The organism is Aeromicrobium sp. (assembly GCF_023146395.1).
Taxonomy (GTDB): domain Bacteria; phylum Actinomycetota; class Actinomycetes; order Propionibacteriales; family Nocardioidaceae; genus Aeromicrobium.
In genome coordinates this window covers 1-18,102 of the sequence record NZ_JAGLCD010000006.1, presented here as the reverse complement: position 1 = coordinate 18,102, position 18,102 = coordinate 1, and the positions used below count along the sequence as shown (strand labels likewise).

22 protein-coding genes are annotated in these 18,102 nt (G+C 71.0%); 11 read left to right on the top strand and 11 right to left on the bottom strand.

Translation table 11 applies throughout. The annotated features are described in order from the left end of the window. Positions 1-21: 21 nt before the first annotated feature. The 5 genes from KAG51_RS05190 to KAG51_RS05170 form a co-directional block, all read right to left on the bottom strand. Positions 22-924 (bottom strand): tetratricopeptide repeat protein, encoded by a 903-nt coding sequence (locus tag KAG51_RS05190; RefSeq protein WP_290581351.1) that lies wholly within the window; start codon positions 922-924, stop codon positions 22-24. Between the two features lie 9 nt (positions 925-933). Next, the gene (locus tag KAG51_RS05185) at positions 934-1,482 is read right to left on the bottom strand and encodes a PH domain-containing protein (RefSeq protein ID WP_290581350.1); all 549 of its coding nucleotides are present in this window, start codon (positions 1,480-1,482) and stop codon (positions 934-936) included. A gap of 10 nt (positions 1,483-1,492) precedes the next feature. Next, positions 1,493-1,648: a hypothetical protein gene (locus tag KAG51_RS05180; RefSeq protein WP_290581348.1), complete on the bottom strand. Its 156-nt coding sequence runs from the start codon at positions 1,646-1,648 to the stop codon at positions 1,493-1,495. A gap of 81 nt (positions 1,649-1,729) precedes the next feature. Further along, a complete protein-coding gene (meaB, locus tag KAG51_RS05175; RefSeq protein ID WP_290581346.1) occupies positions 1,730-2,692 on the bottom strand; it encodes a methylmalonyl Co-A mutase-associated GTPase MeaB in 963 nt (320 codons plus the stop codon). Between the two features lie 31 nt (positions 2,693-2,723). Next, on the bottom strand, positions 2,724-3,914 hold the full coding sequence (locus KAG51_RS05170) for an acetyl-CoA C-acetyltransferase (protein WP_290581344.1): 1,191 nt from the start codon (positions 3,912-3,914) through the stop codon (positions 2,724-2,726). Between the two features lie 176 nt (positions 3,915-4,090). Here KAG51_RS05170 and mce point away from each other — a divergent pair, with 176 nt between their 5' ends. The 3 genes from mce to KAG51_RS05155 all read left to right on the top strand — a co-directional run bounded on the left by mce (position 4,091) and on the right by KAG51_RS05155 (position 7,287). Next, positions 4,091-4,546, top strand: coding sequence for a methylmalonyl-CoA epimerase (gene mce / locus KAG51_RS05165; RefSeq protein ID WP_290581342.1), 456 nt, complete (start codon positions 4,091-4,093; stop codon positions 4,544-4,546). 94 nt (positions 4,547-4,640) lie between these two features. After that, positions 4,641-5,981, top strand: coding sequence for a crotonyl-CoA carboxylase/reductase (gene ccrA / locus KAG51_RS05160; protein ID WP_290581340.1), 1,341 nt, complete (start codon positions 4,641-4,643; stop codon positions 5,979-5,981). A 115-nt stretch (positions 5,982-6,096) separates the two neighbouring features. Beyond that, positions 6,097-7,287, top strand: a complete 1,191-nt coding sequence (locus KAG51_RS05155; RefSeq protein WP_290581338.1) for a DivIVA domain-containing protein — start codon at positions 6,097-6,099, stop codon at positions 7,285-7,287. A gap of 25 nt (positions 7,288-7,312) precedes the next feature. Here the strand turns inward: KAG51_RS05155 and KAG51_RS05150 are convergent, their stop codons facing one another. The 3 genes from KAG51_RS05150 to KAG51_RS05140 all read right to left on the bottom strand — a co-directional run bounded on the left by KAG51_RS05150 (position 7,313) and on the right by KAG51_RS05140 (position 9,223). Further along, complete coding sequence (locus KAG51_RS05150; RefSeq protein ID WP_290581336.1) at positions 7,313-7,576, bottom strand: hypothetical protein; 264 nt, start codon at positions 7,574-7,576, stop codon at positions 7,313-7,315. A gap of 9 nt (positions 7,577-7,585) precedes the next feature. Next, a complete protein-coding gene (locus KAG51_RS05145; protein ID WP_290581334.1) occupies positions 7,586-7,963 on the bottom strand; it encodes a hypothetical protein in 378 nt (125 codons plus the stop codon). Between the two features lie 87 nt (positions 7,964-8,050). After that, a complete protein-coding gene (locus KAG51_RS05140) occupies positions 8,051-9,223 on the bottom strand; it encodes a 3-hydroxyacyl-CoA dehydrogenase family protein (protein WP_290581332.1) in 1,173 nt (390 codons plus the stop codon). A gap of 97 nt (positions 9,224-9,320) precedes the next feature. Between KAG51_RS05140 and KAG51_RS05135 the strand changes: the two genes are divergently transcribed. Together KAG51_RS05135 and nucS are read left to right on the top strand one after the other, a co-directional pair. Then, positions 9,321-9,728 (top strand): hypothetical protein, encoded by a 408-nt coding sequence (locus tag KAG51_RS05135; protein ID WP_290581330.1) that lies wholly within the window; start codon positions 9,321-9,323, stop codon positions 9,726-9,728. A gap of 13 nt (positions 9,729-9,741) precedes the next feature. Then, the gene (nucS, locus tag KAG51_RS05130; protein WP_290581328.1) at positions 9,742-10,419 is read left to right on the top strand and encodes an endonuclease NucS; all 678 of its coding nucleotides are present in this window, start codon (positions 9,742-9,744) and stop codon (positions 10,417-10,419) included. 33 nt (positions 10,420-10,452) lie between these two features. Here the strand turns inward: nucS and KAG51_RS05125 are convergent, their stop codons facing one another. Further along, positions 10,453-10,821: a DUF2834 domain-containing protein gene (locus tag KAG51_RS05125; RefSeq protein ID WP_290581327.1), complete on the bottom strand. Its 369-nt coding sequence runs from the start codon at positions 10,819-10,821 to the stop codon at positions 10,453-10,455. A 117-nt stretch (positions 10,822-10,938) separates the two neighbouring features. Here KAG51_RS05125 and KAG51_RS05120 point away from each other — a divergent pair, with 117 nt between their 5' ends. After that, positions 10,939-11,382 (top strand): hypothetical protein, encoded by a 444-nt coding sequence (locus tag KAG51_RS05120; RefSeq protein ID WP_290581325.1) that lies wholly within the window; start codon positions 10,939-10,941, stop codon positions 11,380-11,382. Positions 11,383-11,475: 93 nt separating this feature from the next. Here KAG51_RS05120 and KAG51_RS05115 read toward each other — a convergent pair whose 3' ends face one another. After that, a complete protein-coding gene (locus KAG51_RS05115) occupies positions 11,476-12,000 on the bottom strand; it encodes a ferritin (RefSeq protein ID WP_290581323.1) in 525 nt (174 codons plus the stop codon). 56 nt (positions 12,001-12,056) lie between these two features. On the opposite strand from KAG51_RS05115, the gene KAG51_RS05110 reads away from it, so the two are divergent. Further along, on the top strand, positions 12,057-12,248 hold the full coding sequence (locus KAG51_RS05110; RefSeq protein WP_290581321.1) for a hypothetical protein: 192 nt from the start codon (positions 12,057-12,059) through the stop codon (positions 12,246-12,248). A gap of 170 nt (positions 12,249-12,418) precedes the next feature. Further along, positions 12,419-13,195: an isocitrate lyase/phosphoenolpyruvate mutase family protein gene (locus KAG51_RS05105; protein WP_290581320.1), complete on the top strand. Its 777-nt coding sequence runs from the start codon at positions 12,419-12,421 to the stop codon at positions 13,193-13,195. A gap of 22 nt (positions 13,196-13,217) precedes the next feature. Here the strand turns inward: KAG51_RS05105 and KAG51_RS05100 are convergent, their stop codons facing one another. Further along, positions 13,218-15,191, bottom strand: coding sequence for a methylmalonyl-CoA mutase family protein (locus KAG51_RS05100; protein ID WP_290581318.1), 1,974 nt, complete (start codon positions 15,189-15,191; stop codon positions 13,218-13,220). Positions 15,192-15,551: 360 nt separating this feature from the next. On the opposite strand from KAG51_RS05100, the gene KAG51_RS05095 reads away from it, so the two are divergent. From KAG51_RS05095 to KAG51_RS05085, 3 genes are read left to right on the top strand one after another with little or no spacing between them, the layout of a single operon-like run. Then, positions 15,552-16,739: a uroporphyrinogen-III synthase gene (locus tag KAG51_RS05095; RefSeq protein ID WP_290581316.1), complete on the top strand. Its 1,188-nt coding sequence runs from the start codon at positions 15,552-15,554 to the stop codon at positions 16,737-16,739. Beyond that, entirely contained in the window at positions 16,736-17,464 is a 729-nt protein-coding gene (locus KAG51_RS05090; protein ID WP_290581314.1) for a CbiX/SirB N-terminal domain-containing protein, read from the top strand. Before KAG51_RS05095 ends, KAG51_RS05090 begins: the two co-directional genes overlap by 4 nt. 34 nt (positions 17,465-17,498) lie before the next feature. Beyond that, complete coding sequence (locus tag KAG51_RS05085) at positions 17,499-18,083, top strand: cob(I)yrinic acid a,c-diamide adenosyltransferase (RefSeq protein WP_290581312.1); 585 nt, start codon at positions 17,499-17,501, stop codon at positions 18,081-18,083. Positions 18,084-18,102: the final 19 nt, after the last annotated feature.

The window sequence follows — 18,102 nt, the reverse complement described above, 5'->3', positions numbered from 1 at the left end:
GAGAACCGGCCGGTCCGAGGGTCAGTACAGAGCGGTCGCGAGGCGACGCCGGGCCGTCGCGACGCGGGGGTCGTCGCCGCCGACCACGGTGAACAGCTCGAGAAGCCGCTCACGCACGCGGTCCCGGTCGGACTCGGCCGTGCGCGCCACGAGCTGGATCAGCCGGTCGAAGGCGTCGTCGACGTGCCCACCGCTCACGTCGAGATCAGCGACGAGCAGCTGGGCCTCGACGTCGGCGGGCGCATCGGCGGCCGCGGCACGGGCCTGCTGCAGGTCGACACCCTGGGTGCGGGCCATGAGGCGCACTCCGGCCAGCCGCTCGGCGACCTCGGCGTCGCCCGGGCTCTGCGCCGCGAGCTTCTCGTAGGCCGCGATCGCCCCGTCGAGGTCGCCGGCGTTGAAGGCGGCGTCGGCCGGCGCGAAGCGCGGGTCGTCCTCGGGCTCCTCCGGCGCCGGGGCCGCGTCACCGGGGGCCGGCGCACGCCCGGTGACCCCGTGCTCGGCGCCCAGCCGGATGAGCTCGTCGAAGTAGCCACGGATCTGGTCGTCGGGGACCGCGCTCTGGAACAGCGGCACGGGCTGACCCTTGACCAGTCCGACCACGAGCGGCACCGCCTGGGCCCCGAGGGCCTGGGCGATGCCCGGGTTCGCGTCGACGTCGACCTGCACGAGCAGCAGCTGCCCGTCGTAGGCGTTGGCCGCGGCGCCGAGCCGCGCGTTGAAGTCGGCGCTCTCGCGGGCCCGCGGCGACCACAGGCTCAGCACCACCAGGTGCTGGAGCGAGGCCTCGAGGGCGACCTGCTGGAAGTCGGCCTCCGTCGCGTCGACGACCCAGCCACCGGTCGACGACGCACCCGGTGCCGCACCACCGGCGGGGCGGGCGAGGGCAGACAGGTCAAGGGCACCTGGACGAGAGAAGCTCATGCCTCCATCCTAGAGAAGGTGGTGAGGCGGCACTCCGCCGCGCGGCCCTCGCAAGCCAGCTCGCTGCACGACCCGCTGGATCGTCAGGTCTCGGCCGTCGGGGTCGCCGATGAACCGGATGTCACGCAGCCCCTGGGCCTGGGCGGCCGACTCGAACACGAAGTGGCCGTAGCCCATCAGGCGCCCGAGCAGCGGCTTGTCGACCGTGATGTCCAGAATGCGCGTGATCGGCATCGTCGCGATCTTGACGTTGAACACGCCGGAGGCGCGGAACACGCGCATGTTGGTGATCACGAAGACGTCACGCCGCTCGCGGGCCGTCACGAACAGCGCGTGGGCCAGCAGGACGACCGAGGCCAGCAGGAAGACCCAGCCCCAGGAGATGGGACCGAACAGGGCCAGCAGCCAGAGGGTCGCGACGCCGATCAGCTCGACGCTCGGCAGGGCGTAGACGATGCCGTGATGACGGACGAGGTCGACGATGTGCTCACCCTCGTCGGCCAGCAGGTGACGCTCCACCTGCTGCTCGGGGACGCGCTCGGCCAGCGCTCGGATCATGGACGGCCCGCTACTCGAAGAGCTCCTGGACGAAGACCCCCACGTTGCCGAAGGCATCGATCACGGCGTTGAACGCGCCCTCGACCGCGTCGGCCGCCTCGGCCGGCGCGGTCAGCAGGTAGTAGAGCGCGAACCCGCAGACGAGCAGCACCAGTGCCTTCTTCACCACGGACTCATTTCTAGGCCATCGGCGCAGGAGCACGAGGGAGGCGCGCCGAAGCGGGGGCCGCCCACGCCCGGGTGTGGTTCAGATCTGGTCGAGCACGACCTCAGCGGCGCGGTACGGGTCGGTCGTGCCACCAAGCACGTCGGCCGCGAGCCCGTCGAGACGGGCGTCGCCCGACAGGTGCCCGAAACGCCGGGTGACCTCGCCGAGGGCGATCGCCTCGATCTCGCGCCGGGCCCGGGCGAGGCGTCGGCGCCGGCCCTCCCCCGACGTCTCGAGATGCCGGCGGTGCCCGTCGACCTCGGCGAGCAGCTCCTCGACACCGTCGCCGGTCGTGGCGACCGTGAGCACGATGGGCGGCTTCCAGGCCCCGTCGGCGCGCTCGGTCATCGACAGCATCCCGCGCAGCTCCCGACGCGTCGTAGTGGCGCCGTCGCGGTCGGCCTTGTTGACGCAGAACACGTCGCCGATCTCCAGGATGCCGGCCTTGGCGGCCTGGATGCCGTCGCCCATGCCGGGCGCGAGCAGGACCAGGCACGTGTCGGCCAGCCCGGCGATCTCGACCTCCGACTGACCGACCCCCACGGTCTCGACCAGCACGACGTCGCACCCGGCCGCGTCCAGGACTCGCAGGGCCTGGGGTGCGGCAGCGGCCAGACCGCCCAGGTGTCCGCGGCTGGCCATCGACCGGATCATGACCCCCGGATCGGTCGCGTGGTCGGACATGCGGATGCGGTCGCCCAGCAACGCCCCGCCGCTGAACGGCGACGACGGATCCACCGCAAGGACACCCACGGTGCGCCCGGAGGCCCGCAGTGCCGTGACCAGGGCCGAGGTCGAGGTCGACTTGCCGACGCCCGGAGAGCCCGTCAGGCCCACGACGTGGGCGGCGCCCGTGTGCGGCACGAGCTGCCGGGCGACCTCCCGGAGCTTCGGGGAGTCGACCTCGACCAGCGAGATCAGGCGGGCGACGGCCCGGGCCTTGCCCGGGCCGTCGCCTCGTGCCGCCTCGACGAGCGTGGAGACGTCGTCGTCACGGCGCATGCTTCGACCGACCGACGTCAGGACAGCGCGATCAGGACTGCGGCACGCGGATGACCAGGGCGTCGCCCTGACCGCCGCCGCCGCACAGGGCCGCCGCACCGACGCCGCCACCGCGACGCTTGAGCTCGAGCGCCAGGTGCAGGACCACGCGTGCGCCGCTCATGCCGATCGGGTGGCCCAGGGAGATCGCACCACCGTTGACGTTGACGATGTCCTCGGAGACGCCGAGCTTCTTGGTCGAGGCCAGGCCGACCGCCGCGAAGGCCTCATTGAGCTCGACGAGGTCGAGGTCCGAGGCCGACAGGTCGGTCTTCTCCAGAGCCGCGGCGATCGCGTTCGCCGGCTGGTCCTGCAGCGTCGAGTCCGGTCCGGCGACGTTGCCGTGCGACACGATCTCGGCCAGGATCGGCAGGCCGAGCTCCTCGGCCTTGGCCTTGCTCATCACCACGACCGCGCAGGCGCCGTCGGAGATCTGGCTGGCGGTGCCGGCCGTGATGGTGCCCTCCTTCGAGAACGCCGGACGCAGCTTGCCCAGCGACTCGGCGGTCGTGTCGCCGCGCACGCCCTCGTCGGCGCTGACCACGACCGGGTCACCCTTGCGCTGCGGGATCTCGACCGGAACGATCTCGTCGTCGAAGACGCCGTTCTTCTGAGCCGTGGCGGCGAGCTGGTGCGACCGCGCACCGAACGCGTCCTGCTCCTCGCGCGAGAACGTCTCGACACCGGCGTTGCGCTCCTCGGTGAGCGACCCCATCGCCTGGTTGGTGATGGCGTCCCACAGGCCGTCGTACTCCATGTGGTCGAGCATCGTGGTCTTGCCGTACTTGAAGCCCTCGCGCGAGCCCGTGAGGAGGTGCGGCGCCTGCGTCATGGACTCCTGGCCACCGGCCACGATGACGTCGTACTGCCCCGACTGGATCAGCGCGTCGGCCAGCGTGATGGCGTGGATGCCCGACAGGCAGACCTTGTTGACCGTGAGCGCGGGGACGCCGAGCGGGATGCCGCCCTTCTCGGCCGCCTGGCGCGCGGGAACCTGCCCGGCGCCGGCACCCAGGACCTGGCCCATGATGACGTAGTCGACCTGGTCGCCGGTGATGCCGGCCTTCTCCAGGGCGCCCTTGATGGCGACGCCGCCGAGGTCGGATCCGGACAGGGTCTTGAGTCCGCCGAGGAGGCGGCCGATCGGGGTGCGGGCCCCTGCGACGATCACGGTCTGAGTCATGGATGAGCTCCTTTGAAGGCGGTCTCCCTGCGAGGCGGTCCCGGGAGACGGTGCCGCCACTTTACCCAGAGGTAACGTGCCGTCGACCCCGACGTGGCCCGGATCACCCGACGCGAGGCTCGCGTCCGGTCCAGGGTCCTCCGGGCGGGCGCGACGATCTGCTCTACGCTGCCCCCATGTCTGCGACTGACCCCCTTGTCCCCGCACACCTGCTGATCGCGATCGACCACGTCGGCATCGCCGTGCCCGACCTCGACGAGGCGATCACGTTCTACTCCTCGCTGTTCGGGCTGGAGTCCGTCCACGAGGAGACCAACGAGGAGCAGGGCGTGCGCGAGGCGATGCTCGCCGTCGGCGACTCCGGCTCCTTCATCCAGCTGCTCTCGCCCCTGTCCCCCGACACCACGATCGGCAAGTTCCTGGCCAAGAACGGCCAGGGCATCCAGCAGCTCGCCTACCGGGTGAGCGACCTCGACGCCGTCTCGGCCACGCTCCGCGAGCGCGGCGCGCGCCTGCTGTACGACGAGGCACGCAACGGCACGGGCGGAAGCCGGGTCAACTTCGTGCACCCGAAGGACGCCGGTGGCGTGCTCGTCGAGCTCGTCGAGCCTGCCGGCGACGGCGGTCACTGACCCCAGCGAGACCCGCGTCACACCTCACTCCGTGGCGCACCATGTTTCCCGCGGGTAACATCGCCGCGACCTACACGACCCTTGGAGGCTCTTCGTGCAGCACATCCTGGACGCGATCATGGCCGGCGACACCGCGGCCGACGACTTCGCGAACCTCGAGATTCCCGACCACTACAAGGCCGCAACCGTCCACAAGGACGAGGTCGACATGTTCGAGGGTGTCGCCTCGCGCGACAAGGACCCCCGCAAGTCGATCCACATCGAGGACGTCGCCCTGCCCGAGCTCGGCCCGGGCGAGGCCTACGTCGCGGTCATGGCGAGCGCGATCAACTACAACACGGTGTGGACCTCGATCTTCGAGCCCGTCTCGACGTTCGGCTTCCTGGAGCGTTACGGCCGCCTCTCGCCGCTGACGAAGCGCCACGACCTGCCGTACCACGTCGTCGGATCCGATCTGGCCGGCGTGGTGCTCAAGACCGGTGACGGCGTCACGAAGTGGAAGCCGGGCCAGGAGGTCGTCGCGCACTGCCTGTCGGTCGAGCTGGAGTCGCCCGACGGTCACGACGACACCATGATGGACACCGAGCAGCGCATCTGGGGCTTCGAGACCAACTTCGGCGGTCTCGCGCACATCGCGCTGGTCAAGGCGAACCAGCTGCTGCCCAAGCCTGACCACCTCACGTGGGAGGAGGCCGCCTCCCCCGGCCTGGTCAACGCGACCGCGTACCGCCAGCTCGTGTCGAAGAACGGCGGCAACATGAAGCAGGGCGACAACGTCCTGATCTGGGGCGCCTCGGGCGGCCTGGGCGGCTTCGCCACGCAGTACGCGCTCAACGGAGGCGCCAACCCGATCTGCGTCGTCTCCAACGAGGAGAAGGCCAAGATCGTCCGCAGCATGGGCGCCGAGCACGTCATCAACCGTTCCGAGGAGAACTGGAAGTTCTGGAACGAGGACAACACCCGGCAGAACCCCAAGGAGTGGCAGCGTCTCGGCAAGAAGATCCGTGAGCTCACCGGCGGCGAGGACATCGACATCGTCTTCGAGCACCCGGGCCGCGAGACCTTCGGCGCCTCGGTCTACGTGACTCGCAAGGGCGGCACCATCACGACCTGCGCGTCGACCACGGGCTTCATGCACGAGTACGACAACCGCTACCTCTGGATGAACCTCAAGCGGATCGTCTCGAGCCACTTCGCGAACTACCGCGAGGCCTACGAGGCCAACCGCCTCATCGCGCAGGGCAAGATCCACCCGACGCTCTCGCGCACGTACAAGCTGGAGGACGTCGGCCAGGCGTCGCTCGACGTCCACCACAACCTCCACCAGGGCAAGGTCGGCGTGCTCGCCCTGGCCCCGGAGGAGGGCCTCGGTGTCCGCGACACGGAGATGCGCGAGAAGCACCTGACCGAGATCAACCGCTTCCGGGGCATCTGAGCCAGACGCTCGATCCAGCAGCTCTTGTCGGAGGGCGTGGCCGTGGGCCACGCCCTCCGTCGTCGGTAGAGTGGGACCTGCCTGCCACCTGTCGTCCCACCTGCGAGGAACTTCCATGTCCGATCAGTCCGGATTGTCGATCTTCGATGCCGCCAAGTCGCCGTCGTCGGCCTCGTTCCCGCCCGCGCGACGAGGTGGGTACGACCCGGACGCCGTCGACGCGTGGGTGCGCTCGCAGTCGGCCGAGCTGTCCAAGGCCGCCAAGGCCGTGCAGGACGCCAACCGCAAGAACGCCGAGCTGACCCAGCAGCTCGAGCAGCTCAAGGACCGTGTGGAGGCTGTCGAGCGCCCGACCTACACGGGCCTGGGCAATCACGCCGCGCAGCTGCTCGGCCTGGCCGAGCAGGAGGCCGAGGAGGTCCGGGCCAAGGCCCGCCGCGAGGCCGACGAGACGCTCACCAAGGCGCGCGAGGACGCGACCCTCATGGTCGCCGCCGCCAAGCAGGAGAGCGAGGAGCTGCGCTCGCGCACCACCAGCGAGATCGAGACCAAGCGCAAGGCGCTGCTCGACGAGGCCGAGACCAAGAACGCCGAGGCCCAGTCCTACGCCGCCGACCTGCGCGACCAGGCCGAGCGCGAGGCCGAGCGGCTCCGCGTCGCGGCCGAGCAGGACGCCGAGTCCATGCGCCTCACCGCGACCCGGGAGGTCGAGCAGGCCCGGGCCGCCGCCGACCGTGAGGTCTCCGAGGCACGCCGCGTGCTGGCGGTCGAGAAGGAGCGTCTGGCACGCGAGGCCTCGGAGAACCACGAGAGCGCCGTGGCCAAGACGTCCAAGCTCGTCGCGGACGCCGAGGCCCGGGCCCAGGCCGCCGACGACCGCTCCCGCGAGGTGCTGGCCAACGCCGCGAAGTCGCGTGACGACGCCAGCCGGGAGGCTGCCCAGCTCATCGAGAACGCTCGCACCGAGGCGGGCAACATCGTCGCGCAGGCGACCGCCGAGGCCGACAACGTGCGCGTCACGACCACGACCGAGGTCGAGCGCCACACCCGCTCGCTGCGCGAGGAGGTCGCCGACCTGGAGCGCAAGCGCGACGGGATCGTGTCGCAGATGGGTCAGCTGCGCGACATCGTCGCGACCTTCGCGCCCTCGGCCGCGACCGCGGCGTCAGAGTCGGACGCGGCCGAGTCGCAGCAGTCCGGTGCCGACGACGGCTCGGTCTCCGAGACCAGCGACCGCGACGACGTCGCCGCGGTCGACGAGGTGGCCGATCCCGAGACCGACCGCCCCGAGGCGCAGCAGGACTGACGACCCACCGTGCTGGGAGCGCGCCTCAGGCGCGCGCCCAGCACGCGGTGTGCCAGTGCCGGCGCTCGTCGAGCGCGGACGCGCTGAGAAGCGCCGCGACGACCGGCCAGACCACGACGTGGCCCGTGCCGGCCGGCACCGGGCGGTGGCACCCGGGGCACGTGTACGTCTTGCCGGAGGTCGCTCCGGTCAGGCGCCGGACGTGCCACTCGCGCCCGGCCCGCACCTCGGTCGTCTGGTCGACCACGAGTCGACGTCCCACGGGGCGGGGCGGGCGACGACGGGGCACCTCTCGATCCTAGGCGGCGCCCTGCGGCCCCACCGGGGCCTGCCCGGCCCAGGAGCAGTACCAGCGCACCCAGCCAGCCCCGGACCGCGCCTGGACGAGCGCCTCGTCGAAGGAGATCAGCGCGACCGTGCCGTCGAGCCGCTCGAACACGATGCCGTCGGCCAGCGAGGGAGCACGCGTACAGCGCAGGCCCTGAGCCTCGACGTCGGCCACGGCGGCCGCCACGAGGTCGCGGTCACCGGCCGGCGAGACCGTCAGCTCGCGGTCGCCCGCCGAGTGACGCCCGGCGTCGAACATCGCGACGGCGACGGCGATCACGACCGCTGCGGCGGTGACCGCCCAGGTCGCGCGACGTACCCACGTCGCGATCCGGCGAAGCGTCGACACCGGCCACCGTCCTGTCCTCCCCCAGACACGACAACGAGGCCGGCACCCCTGGGGTTACCGGCCTCGTCGCGGGTGTCGCGGCTGGACTCAGTACGTGTGGAAGCCCGCCTTGGTCTTGCGACCCAGCTTGCCCTCGGCGACGAGCTTCTCCAGCGTGGACGCGGGCGCCCAGCCCTGGTGACCGAACGCGCCGAACAGCGTCTGCTCGATCGCGAGGGACACGTCGTTGCCCACGACGTCGAGCAGCTCGAACGGCCCCATCGGGAGCTTCGCGTTGTCCTTGATCGCGGTGTCGATCTCTTCCAGCGAGCCGCCGCCGTCCTCGTGCAGCTTGATCGCGTCGTTGAGGTACGGGAACAGCAGGGCGTTGACGATGAATCCGGCCCGGTCGCCGCAGGAGACCGGGTGCTTGCCCACGTTCAGGCTCAGGGCCTTGGCCGTCTCGGCGACCTCGGGCGAGGTCGTCTCGGCCGACACGACCTCGACGAGCTTCATGATCGGCGCGGGATTGAAGAAGTGGATGCCCACGACGTCGCCCGGACGACCGGTCTGGGCCGCCAGGTCGGCGATCGACAGCGAGGACGTCGTGGTGGCCAGGATCGCACCGGGCTTGGCGATGCGGTCGAGGTCGCGGAAGAGCTCCCGCTTGATCTCGAGGTCCTCGGCGATGGCCTCGACCACGACGTCGACGCCCCCCAGCGCCTCGCGCTCGGTCGACCCGGTCAGGCGCTCGAGCACCGACGACTTGCCGTCCTCGTCGAGCTTGCCCTTGGCCACGGCCCGGTCGAGGTTCTTGGTGATGTACCCGACGACGGCGTCGAGCTTGTCCTGCGAGCGGCCCACGTACGTGACGCCGTAGCCGGCCTGCGCGAAGACCTGCACGATCCCGGACGCCATCGTGCCGGTGCCGACGACGCCGATGCGCGTGACGTCGTGACGCAGCTGCGGCGTGGTCTCGGCCTCGCCCGCGGCGCCCGCCAGGTCCGACAGGATCGGGGCGGGGACGTGCAGGGGATCGCCGGTCTTCGCGTGCAGCTCGGTGAGCCCGTCGATCACGGTCTGCGCGCCAAGACCCTCGATCAGGGCGATGGGGCCGACGGGGTAGCCGCAGCCGAAGCGCATGCCGGCGTCGATGTCGGCGCGGGTCGCGTAGCCGCTCTCGAGCATCGTCGCGGCGTGGTTGAGGTACGGAAGGACGAGGGTCCGCGCGGTCTCGGACCCGGGGTCCGAGGCGGTCAGACGATCGACGATCTCCTGCATGTCTACTCCTGGGTAACGTGAGGGGTCGTGACACACTAGCGTGTGTTTTCGGCCTGAGGGACAGGGTGCCGACGTACTGATCGACAGGGAGCGGAAGTTGTCACGAACACAGGTCTGGACCATCGGCGCGGCACTGGCCGCGTGCCTCGTGCTGACAGCGTGCGGGGAGGAGGGCTCCGAGCCGGACTCCACGCCCAGCCCGTCGGCGACGACGTCGGCCGAGCCCGGCGAGCCCACGCCCACCGCGAGCCCGACGTCGGACGTCCCGGAGACCGCCTCCGACCTGGTCGGCACGTGGCGCGACGACGCCGCCGACTGGACCGCCCACTTCCAGGCCGACGGCACCTTCACCTGGGACTTCCAGGGCAACGTCGACTTCCTCACCGGCACCTACACGCTGCAGGACGGGGTCGTGACCTTCGCGGGCCTGGACGGCAACGACCTGGTCGGCGAGGTCACCCCCGAGGGGCTCGTGTTCGACCTCGGCACGCTCACCCGCAGGTGAGGCGGGACGCCTGATGCGACTCGTCGTCGCGCGGTGCCAGGTCGACTATGCCGGCCGCCTCACCGCGCACCTGCCGCTCGCCACCCGTCTCATCATGGTCAAGTCGGACGGGTCGGTGCTGATCCACTCCGACGGCGGCTCCTACAAGCCGCTCAACTGGATGAGCCCTCCGTGCTCGTTGCGCGAGGGGGTCGCCGACGACGGGGTCGCGGAGTGGACCGTCTCGGCCACCAAGTCCGACGACACCCTGCGGATCCGCATCGAGGAGGTCCTGCACGACTCCGCGCACGACCTCGGGATCGATCCGGGTCTGCAGAAGGACGGGGTCGAGAAGCACCTCCAGGAACTCCTGGCCGAGCACACGACCACGTTCGGCGACGGCATGAGCCTCGTGCGCCGGGAGTTCATGACGGCGATCGGACCCGTCGACCTGCTGTGTCGCGACGCGGGCGGTGCAGCGGTCGCGGTCGAGATCAAACGGCGCGGCGACATCGACGGCGTCGAGCAGCTGACGCGCTACCTCGAGCTCATGAACCGCGACCCGCAGCTGCGGCCGGTCCGCGGCATCTTCGCGGCGCAGGAGATCAAGCCCCAGGCCCGCACCCTGGCGACCGATCGCGGCATCGAGTGCGTCGTCGTCGACTACGACGCCCTCCGCGGCATCGACGACCCGAGCCTTCGCCTGTTCTGAGCGCGGGCGCCCCTCGGACCGGCGGAGCTCGGCTCAGGCAGCAGACGCGTCGAGGGCGGAATCGCCACGGTCACGAGCCGACGACGCGGAGTGCCGCAGGAGCAGATAGGCCGCGAAACCAGTCGCGACGCCGGGGACGATGCCCAAGACGAGGCACACCCAGCCGTGCCGCACCCGCAGCTCGCGGCGGTCCACGAGGACCCAGAGCGCGAGCACGGCCCAGCAGCAGAGGACGTCGAGTGAGTACCCGCTCGAGTACGGGTTGACGAATCCGGCCGCCAGCCCGCCGACGACGTCGCCACCGTCGCGGACCAGAGCAGGGATGACGATGCCGGCGAACGCCAGGGCGAAGCCGACGCCGACGACGGCGATGAGGGTGTAGCCGACACGGACAGGGGCCATGGTGCACTCCGGGTGATCGCTGGGTCTGGGCCCGGAGTCTAGTTCGCCTCCTCCGCCCCGTCCTGGTTCCGGCGAAGGACGGTTGCGCGGGTCCGGAGCATCGCGTTGTCTGGGGCCATGATCGACCTGACTCCCCTCCACGCGGTCCTGGGCCACTGGCGCACGTCCGGGCAGGTGCTCGACGAGCACGGACCGGTCGTCGTCGAGATCGCCGGCACCGATACCTACACGCTGCTGCCCGGCGGCACATGGATCGCGCACGACGTCGACGTCGCGATGGGTGAGCACCATCGGGCCCTGACCCACGAGGTCATCGGGGGCGAGCACGCTGAGGGCGGGTGGCAGATGGTCGCGTTCGAGACCGCGCCGAGGCCCAACACGATGCGTCTGACGCTGGAGGAGCCGGGCCTGCTCCTGGTGCACGGCGTCGGGGTGCGCAGCTGGCTGCGCACCGATCACGGCACCGACCAGATGTGCGCACGGTGGGAGCGTCAGGTCGAGGGCGAGTGGCTCTCCTGGATGGACCTCACGTTCGACCGCCTCGCCCCGCCTGAGCGGTGAGATACGGCCCGTTCACGCCCGCGGACGGCGACCTGGCGTCCGAATCCCTGGCGGGAACGGACGCCAGGTCACCGCCCGCGGCGGCGGGGTGGGTCAGGCGCCGGCTCGGCGGGGCGCCGTCGGGTCCTCGCCGGCACCGCTGTCCTCGCGGGCGACCCAGTCCTCGATGCGCTCGTAGTCGCTCGCCGAACGGGTCACGACAGCCAGGAGATCGCTCATCTTCGCGACCTCCTCGACCTGCTCCTTGACGAACCACTGCATGAACTGGTCCGAGGCGAAGTCGTTCTCGTCCCGGGCGATGCGCGTGAGCTCGTTGATCTGGTCGGTGACCCGCTTCTCCTGGTCGAGCGCGAGCTTCACGGGCGCGATGACGTCGGCGAAGCTCATCTCGGGCGCCTCCAGGGCCGGGATGCGGATCTCGGCGTCGGCGTCGAGCAGGTACTGGATCATCATCATCGCGTGGTCGCGCTCCTCGGTGGCCTGCTGGTAGAAGAGGCCGGCCATCTGGGGCATCGTGAGCGCGTCGTAGTACGCGGCGATCGCGACGTACTGCTGGTGGGCACCGAACTCGTAGCCGAGCTGCTCGTTGAGTCGTGCGACGAAGGCGGGAGAAGCCATGATCGTGGTCCTTTCCGAAGGGGTTCGACCTCGACCGTGCGGTGTACGGTGAGGCGGTGGGGAAGAAGGGCAAGAAGGGCAAGAAGCCCAAGGACAAGTGCTGCGTGAGCAAGCCGCGGTGCAAGAGGTGCCCGATCCAGATGATGAAGGACGGCACGCTCCCGGAGGGCTACACCGTCAAGAAGCGCAAGCTCGTCAAGGTCTCGAAGGGCAAGTCCCGCACGTCGGGCTCGAAGCTCGCTGCCTGATCGTCCACCTCCTCGTCCCGTGGCCGCCGGCCAGCCGTGCACTCGGCGACACGTCGAGCCTAGTCCGACAGAAGCCTGCGATTCCAGCAAGGAATGGCTGACCTCGTGAAGGTTCGGCTTGCCTTGGCCGGTCCCGTGCAGCGCGTGGTCGCCCGCGTTACCGTCATGCCATGACCGATATCGCCGCGAGCGCCCGCCGCCTCCTCGACCTGCACTCCTCCCCCGAGCTCCTGACCGTCGTCAACGTCTGGGACGCGATCTCGGCCCGGGTCGTGTCCGAGGTCGACGGCATCGAGGCGCTCGCCACCGCCAGCCACTCGATCGCCGCGATGTACGGCTACGAGGACGGCGAGAACATCCCCGTCGACCTGATGATCGAGGCCGTGGGCCGCATCGCTGCGGCGACCGACCTGCCGGTCACGGCCGACCTCGAGGCGGGCTACGGCGACCCGGGTGAGACGACCCGCAAGGCCATCGACGTCGGCATCGTCGGCGCCAACCTGGAGGACCAGGTCAAGCCGCTGGCCGAGGCCGTCGCCGCGGTCGAGGCCGTCGTGAAGGCCGGCGAGGCCGCCGGCATCCCCTTCGTGCTCAACGCCCGGACCGACGTCGTGGCCAAGGCCGGCGACCGCGACCACGACGAGGTCATCGCCGACGCGATCGAGCGCGGCAAGGCCTTCCTCGACGTGGGCGCCCCGGTCGTGTTCGTGCCGGGCCCGCTGTCGGAGGACGACGTCTCCCGCCTCGTGGAGGCCTACGGCCCGCAGCGGCTCACGACGATCGGCTACCCCGGATCCATCCCGCTGGCCCGCCAGGCCGAGCTGGGCGTCGCCCGGGTGTCGTACGGCCCGTTCTCGCAGTCGGTGGCGCTCATGGCGCTGCAGGACCTGACGAGGGACGTCGTGGCCGGCGGCGGCCTGCCCGGGAACTTCCGCGTCCTGAACTGAGCCGCCGTGGCGGGGGGCGGGGTCAGTCGAGGCCGTTGGCCTTGCGGATCTCGTCCACGACACGGTCCATGATGTCGGTGATCCCGAAGTCCTTGGGCGTGAAGACCGCGGCGATGCCGGACTCCTCGAGCCGGCGCCCGTCGGAGTCCGGGATGATGCCACCGACGATGATCGGCACGTTGGTCAGCCCCGCCTCCGCCAGGCCCTTCTGCACGTCGGGCACGAGCTCCATGTGCGAGCCCGACAGGATCGACAGGCCCACGACGTCGACGTCCTCGGCCACCGCGGCCGCCACGATCTGCGACGGCGTCAGCCGGATGCCCTGGTAGATGACCTCGAAGCCCGCGTCACGCGCCCGGACCGCGACCTGCTCGGCGCCGTTGGAGTGGCCGTCCAGGCCCGGCTTGCCGACGAGGAAGCGCAGGCGACCGCCCAGCTCCTCGCCCGTGCGCGCGACCTTCTCGCGGACCGCTGTGAGCTCGGCTCCAGCCTCGGCCACGCCGACGACGCCCGAGACTCCCGTGGGGGCGCGGTACTCGCCGAACACGCCCCGGAGCGTGTGCGCCCACTCCCCGACCGTCGCGCCCGCGCGCACGGCGGCGAGCGTGGCCTCCATCAGGTTGGTCGTGGTCTTGGCCTCGGCGGCCAGGCGCTCGAGGGCCTCCTCGACCGCGGCACGGTCCTGCTCGCTGCGCCACTGCTGGACGTCAGCGACGGCATTGGCCTCGGCCTTCGGGTCGGCGGCCATGATGGCGCCATCGAGGTCGGCCGTCAGCGGCGAGGGCTCGGTCTCGGTGTAGGAGTTGACGCCGACGACCTTGAGCTCACCGGCCTCGATGCGCGAGCGGCGCTCGGCGTGCGAGGAGACCAGGGCCTGCTTCATGTAGCCGGTCTCGACCGCGGCGACGGCGCCGCCCATGGCCTGGACGCGGTCGATCTCGGCCTTGGCGCCCTCGACGAGCTCGGCGACCTTGGCCTCGATGACGTGGCTGCCCTCGAAGATGTCCTCGTACTCCAGCAGGTCCGACTCGAAGGCCAGGACCTGCTGCAGGCGCAGCGACCACTGCTGGTCCCAGGGGCGCGGCAGACCGAGGGCCTCGTTCCAGGCCGGCAGCTGGACCGCGCGGGCGCGGGCGTTCTTGCTGAGCGTGACGCCGAGCATCTCGAGCACGATGCGCTGCACGTTGTTCTCGGGCTGCGCCTCGGTCAGACCCAGCGAGTTGACCTGCACGCCATAGCGGAACCGGCGCATCTTGGGGTCGCTCACGCCGTAGCGGTCGCGCGTGATCTCCTCCCAGAGCTGTCCGAAGGCGCGCATCTTGCACGTCTCCTCGATGAACCGCACCCCGGCGTTGACGAAGAACGAGATGCGGCCGACGACCTTCTCGAAGTCGGCCTCGTCGACCTGCCCGGAGTCCTTGACCGAGTCCAGCACGGCGATCGCGGTGCTCAGCGCGAACGCGAGCTCCTGCACGGGCGTGGCGCCCGCCTCCTGCAGGTGGTAGCTGCAGATGTTGAGCGGGTTCCACTTCGGGATGTGGTTGACCGTGTACGCGATCATGTCGGTCGTGAGCCGCAGGGAGGCCTCCGGCGGGAACACGTAGGTGCCGCGCGACAGGTACTCCTTGATGATGTCGTTCTGCGTCGTGCCGGCCAGGCTCTCCGGCGGAGCGCCCTGCTCCTCGGCGGCCACCTGGTACATCGCGAGCAGCCACATCGCGGTGGCGTTGATCGTCATGGAGGTGTTCATCTCCTCCAGGGGAATGTCCTGGAAGAGGCGGCGCATCGAGCCCAAGTGCGGGATCGGCACGCCGACCTTGCCGACCTCGCCACGGCTGAGCTCGTGGTCGGGGTCGTAGCCGGTCTGCGTGGGCAGGTCGAAGGCGACCGAGAGCCCGGTCTGCCCCTTGGCGAGGTTCTTGCGATACAGCGCGTTGGACTCGGCCGCGGAGCTGTGGCCAGCGTAGGTGCGCATCACCCAGGGCTTGTCAGACATGGGGGCAGATTACCGCGCGGTAAACGGAACGGACACCGGGCGCGCGTGATGCCAGTCACCCCACCCCGTCTGCGACTTCTCACAACGAAGCCTCCAGGGCTGAGAGAAGGACGTAACGGAGCGCGTCTCTCGCGGATCGCCCGCGGTAACGGGGCCCTCCTAACGTCGGGGCCGTCGCTGCCCGGCGACGCGTGCTGAACCGAACTCGCGGAGGACCCCGATGCCTTGCGCCTTGTCCTCGTGCTCTGGGGGGCGATGCTGTGCGTCGCGCGGTGCCGACCGGGTGCTCGACTACCCTCGAGAGACGTTCGGCGCTCGGAAGTCGCGCCCCATCGACGACATCGTGGAGGTGCGGTCGCGATGAACCACTCCGGCAGTCGCACCAGCACGCCGAGCGGCATGGTGCTGACTGGCACCCGGATCCTCGTGACGGCCCAGCGCCGCGCGACCGACCTGGCGCTCGCCCTGGCGAGACGGGGCGCCGAGGTCGACGTCGCCGCGACGCTCGGGGTGCAGTCCCACTTCGACGAGGAGACGCTGCTCGCGCGCACTCGTGAGCTCATCGCGAACCCGCCGGGCATCGTCGTCATCACGACCGGTATCGGATTCCGCGGCTGGTGGGAGACCGCGGAGGCCGCCAACCTCGCCGAGGAGCTGCTCGCGGCCCTGGGACAGGTGCGCCTGGTCGCCCGCGGCCCGAAGGCACGGGGGGCGCTCCAGACCGTGGGCCTGATCGCCGACTGGGTGGCCGAGTCCGAGACGTCCGCGGAGATCGGCGAATTCCTCCGGGCCGAAGGCGTCCAGGGCACCCGGATCGTGATCCAGCACCACGGCGCTGGCGACGACGGCCTCGAGGACGTGCTGGTCGAGGGCGGCGCGCAGGTCACGAGCCTCGTGATCTACCGCTGGGGCCCGCCCCCGGATCCCGCCGCGGTGGAGCGCGCGGTGCGCGACACCGCGGGCGGCGCGTACGACGCCGTGGCTTTCACGTCCGCTCCTGGCGCGTCGGCCTGGCTCTCGGCCGTGCGCGATCTCGACGCCCGGGACGCCACGATCGCTCTCCACCGCGAGGGCCGGTTGTCGCTCGCGGCGGTCGGCCCCGTCACGGCTGAGCCGTTACAGCGTGCCGGGTTCACCCCCCTGGTGCCGGATCGCGGGCGACTGGGCGCCCTGGTCCGCGCCATGATCGTCCACCTCGGCCACGAGGGCAGCGGGGTCCTCACCCCCGCCGGACGGCTCCGGGTGCATGCCACGTCGGTCACGATCGACCATGAGCTCGTCCCGCTGTCCCCCACGGGCGTGTGCGTCATGCGGCGTCTCAGCGCAGACCCGGGAGCCGTCGTGTCGCGAGGCGAGATCCTGACCGCCCTCCCGGGCGACTCGATCGACCCCCACAACGCCGAGGTCGCGATCGCCCGGGTGCGCGAGGCCATGGGCCCCGGCGCCCCCATCCGCACCGTCGTCAAGCGCGGCTACCGGCTCGACGTCCTCGACGCCGGACCCGAGTCCGGGCCGGACTCCGGGCTCGATGCGGAGACGCCGCGATGAACCCCGCCCTGGTCCTGTGCAGCCATGGGACCGCCGACCCGGCCGGCCAGGAGGTCATCCGCCGTGTCGCCGCCGCCGTGCGGAGGGCCGCCAGTCCGTTCGAGGTGCACGAGTCCGTCGTCGACGTCGAGGAGCACCGCCTCGGGCGGGTGCTCGCCAGCCTGCGTCGCCCCGCCGTGGTCGTGCCGTTGCTGCTCTCGGGCGGGTACCACCTCCACCATGACATCAGCGAGGCCGTCACCGAGCACCCGGCTGCCGTCGTGGCCCGTCCGCTCGGGCCCGAGGCGACGCTCGCGGACCTCGGGGGGCGCCGTCTGCGCGACGTCGGCGCCACGCAGGACGACGTCGTCGTGCTCGCCGGGTCGGGTTCGAGCGACCCGCGGGCGCTGCAGGACGTCGACGCAGCCGCCGCGTTGCTGCGGCGCCACTGGAACGGGCCGGTCCGGGTCGGCCACCTCGGCCGGTTCGGCACACCCGCGGCCGAGGTCGTCGCGGCAGCGCGCCGCGACGGCGCCCGCCGCGTCGTCGTCGCGTCCTACCTGCTCGCGCCGGGGTACTTCCAGAACCTGTTGCAGGACGTGGGCGCTGATCTCGTCACGGCGCCCCTGCTCAGTCCGTCCCCCGAGCGCGAGGTCGTCGACCTGGTCGTGCGGCGCTTCGAGCGAGCCGCACGCACGCTGAGCTGGGGGGCGCCCTCGACCTTCAAGGGTGCACGCCGCCACTGAGCCGGCTCGCGCATCGACGCTCTACAGTCACCCCATGGTCAACCTCACGCGGATATACACCCGGACCGGCGACGACGGCACGACCGCACTGGTCGACATGAGTCGCACCTCGAAGAACGACCTGCGCCTGGTGGCGTACGCCGACGTCGACGAGGCCAACAGCCAGATCGGTGTCGCGCTCTCGCTCGGCGAGCTGCCCGAGGACGTCACGGCGGTCCTGACGCGCGTGCAGAACGACCTGTTCGACGTGGGCGCCGACCTGGGCGCGCCCGTCGTCGACGATCCCGAGTACCCGCCGCTGCGGATCGAGCCCGACTACGTCGAGCGCCTCGAGCAGTGGTGCGACACGTACAACGATCGGGTCGAGAAGCTTCGCTCGTTCATCCTGCCCGGTGGCACCCGTGCGGCCGCTCAGCTGCACGTCGCCCGCACCGTGACCCGCCGCGCCGAACGCGCCGCGTGGGCCGCGATCGACCAGCACGGCGACACGATGAACGCGCTCACGGCGAAATACCTCAACCGGCTGAGCGACCTGCTGTTCATCCTCGGTCGCGTCGCCAATCACGCGGCGGGCACGGGCGACGTGCTGTGGGTGCCCGGTGGTGAACGTCAGGCCTAGGTGTAACCGGTCATGAGGT

Excerpts from the sequence above, each read along its gene's own strand:
- KAG51_RS05190 (WP_290581351.1), bottom strand. The coding sequence starts at position 924 with ATGAGCTTCTCTCGTCCAGGTGCCCTTGACCTGTCTGCCCTCGCCCGC.
- KAG51_RS05185 (WP_290581350.1), bottom strand. The coding sequence starts at position 1,482 with ATGATCCGAGCGCTGGCCGAGCGCGTCCCCGAGCAGCAGGTGGAGCGT.
- meaB (WP_290581346.1), bottom strand. The coding sequence starts at position 2,692 with ATGCGCCGTGACGACGACGTCTCCACGCTCGTCGAGGCGGCACGAGGC.
- KAG51_RS05170 (WP_290581344.1), bottom strand. The coding sequence starts at position 3,914 with ATGACTCAGACCGTGATCGTCGCAGGGGCCCGCACCCCGATCGGCCGC.
- mce (WP_290581342.1), top strand. The coding sequence starts at position 4,091 with ATGTCTGCGACTGACCCCCTTGTCCCCGCACACCTGCTGATCGCGATC.
- KAG51_RS05155 (WP_290581338.1), top strand. The coding sequence starts at position 6,097 with ATGTCCGATCAGTCCGGATTGTCGATCTTCGATGCCGCCAAGTCGCCG.
- KAG51_RS05140 (WP_290581332.1), bottom strand. The coding sequence starts at position 9,223 with ATGCAGGAGATCGTCGATCGTCTGACCGCCTCGGACCCCGGGTCCGAG.
- nucS (WP_290581328.1), top strand. The coding sequence starts at position 9,742 with ATGCGACTCGTCGTCGCGCGGTGCCAGGTCGACTATGCCGGCCGCCTC.
- KAG51_RS05125 (WP_290581327.1), bottom strand. The coding sequence starts at position 10,821 with ATGGCCCCTGTCCGTGTCGGCTACACCCTCATCGCCGTCGTCGGCGTC.
- KAG51_RS05120 (WP_290581325.1), top strand. The coding sequence starts at position 10,939 with ATGATCGACCTGACTCCCCTCCACGCGGTCCTGGGCCACTGGCGCACG.
- KAG51_RS05115 (WP_290581323.1), bottom strand. The coding sequence starts at position 12,000 with ATGGCTTCTCCCGCCTTCGTCGCACGACTCAACGAGCAGCTCGGCTAC.
- KAG51_RS05105 (WP_290581320.1), top strand. The coding sequence starts at position 12,419 with ATGACCGATATCGCCGCGAGCGCCCGCCGCCTCCTCGACCTGCACTCC.
- KAG51_RS05100 (WP_290581318.1), bottom strand. The coding sequence starts at position 15,191 with ATGTCTGACAAGCCCTGGGTGATGCGCACCTACGCTGGCCACAGCTCC.
- KAG51_RS05095 (WP_290581316.1), top strand. The coding sequence starts at position 15,552 with ATGAACCACTCCGGCAGTCGCACCAGCACGCCGAGCGGCATGGTGCTG.
- KAG51_RS05090 (WP_290581314.1), top strand. The coding sequence starts at position 16,736 with ATGAACCCCGCCCTGGTCCTGTGCAGCCATGGGACCGCCGACCCGGCC.
- KAG51_RS05085 (WP_290581312.1), top strand. The coding sequence starts at position 17,499 with ATGGTCAACCTCACGCGGATATACACCCGGACCGGCGACGACGGCACG.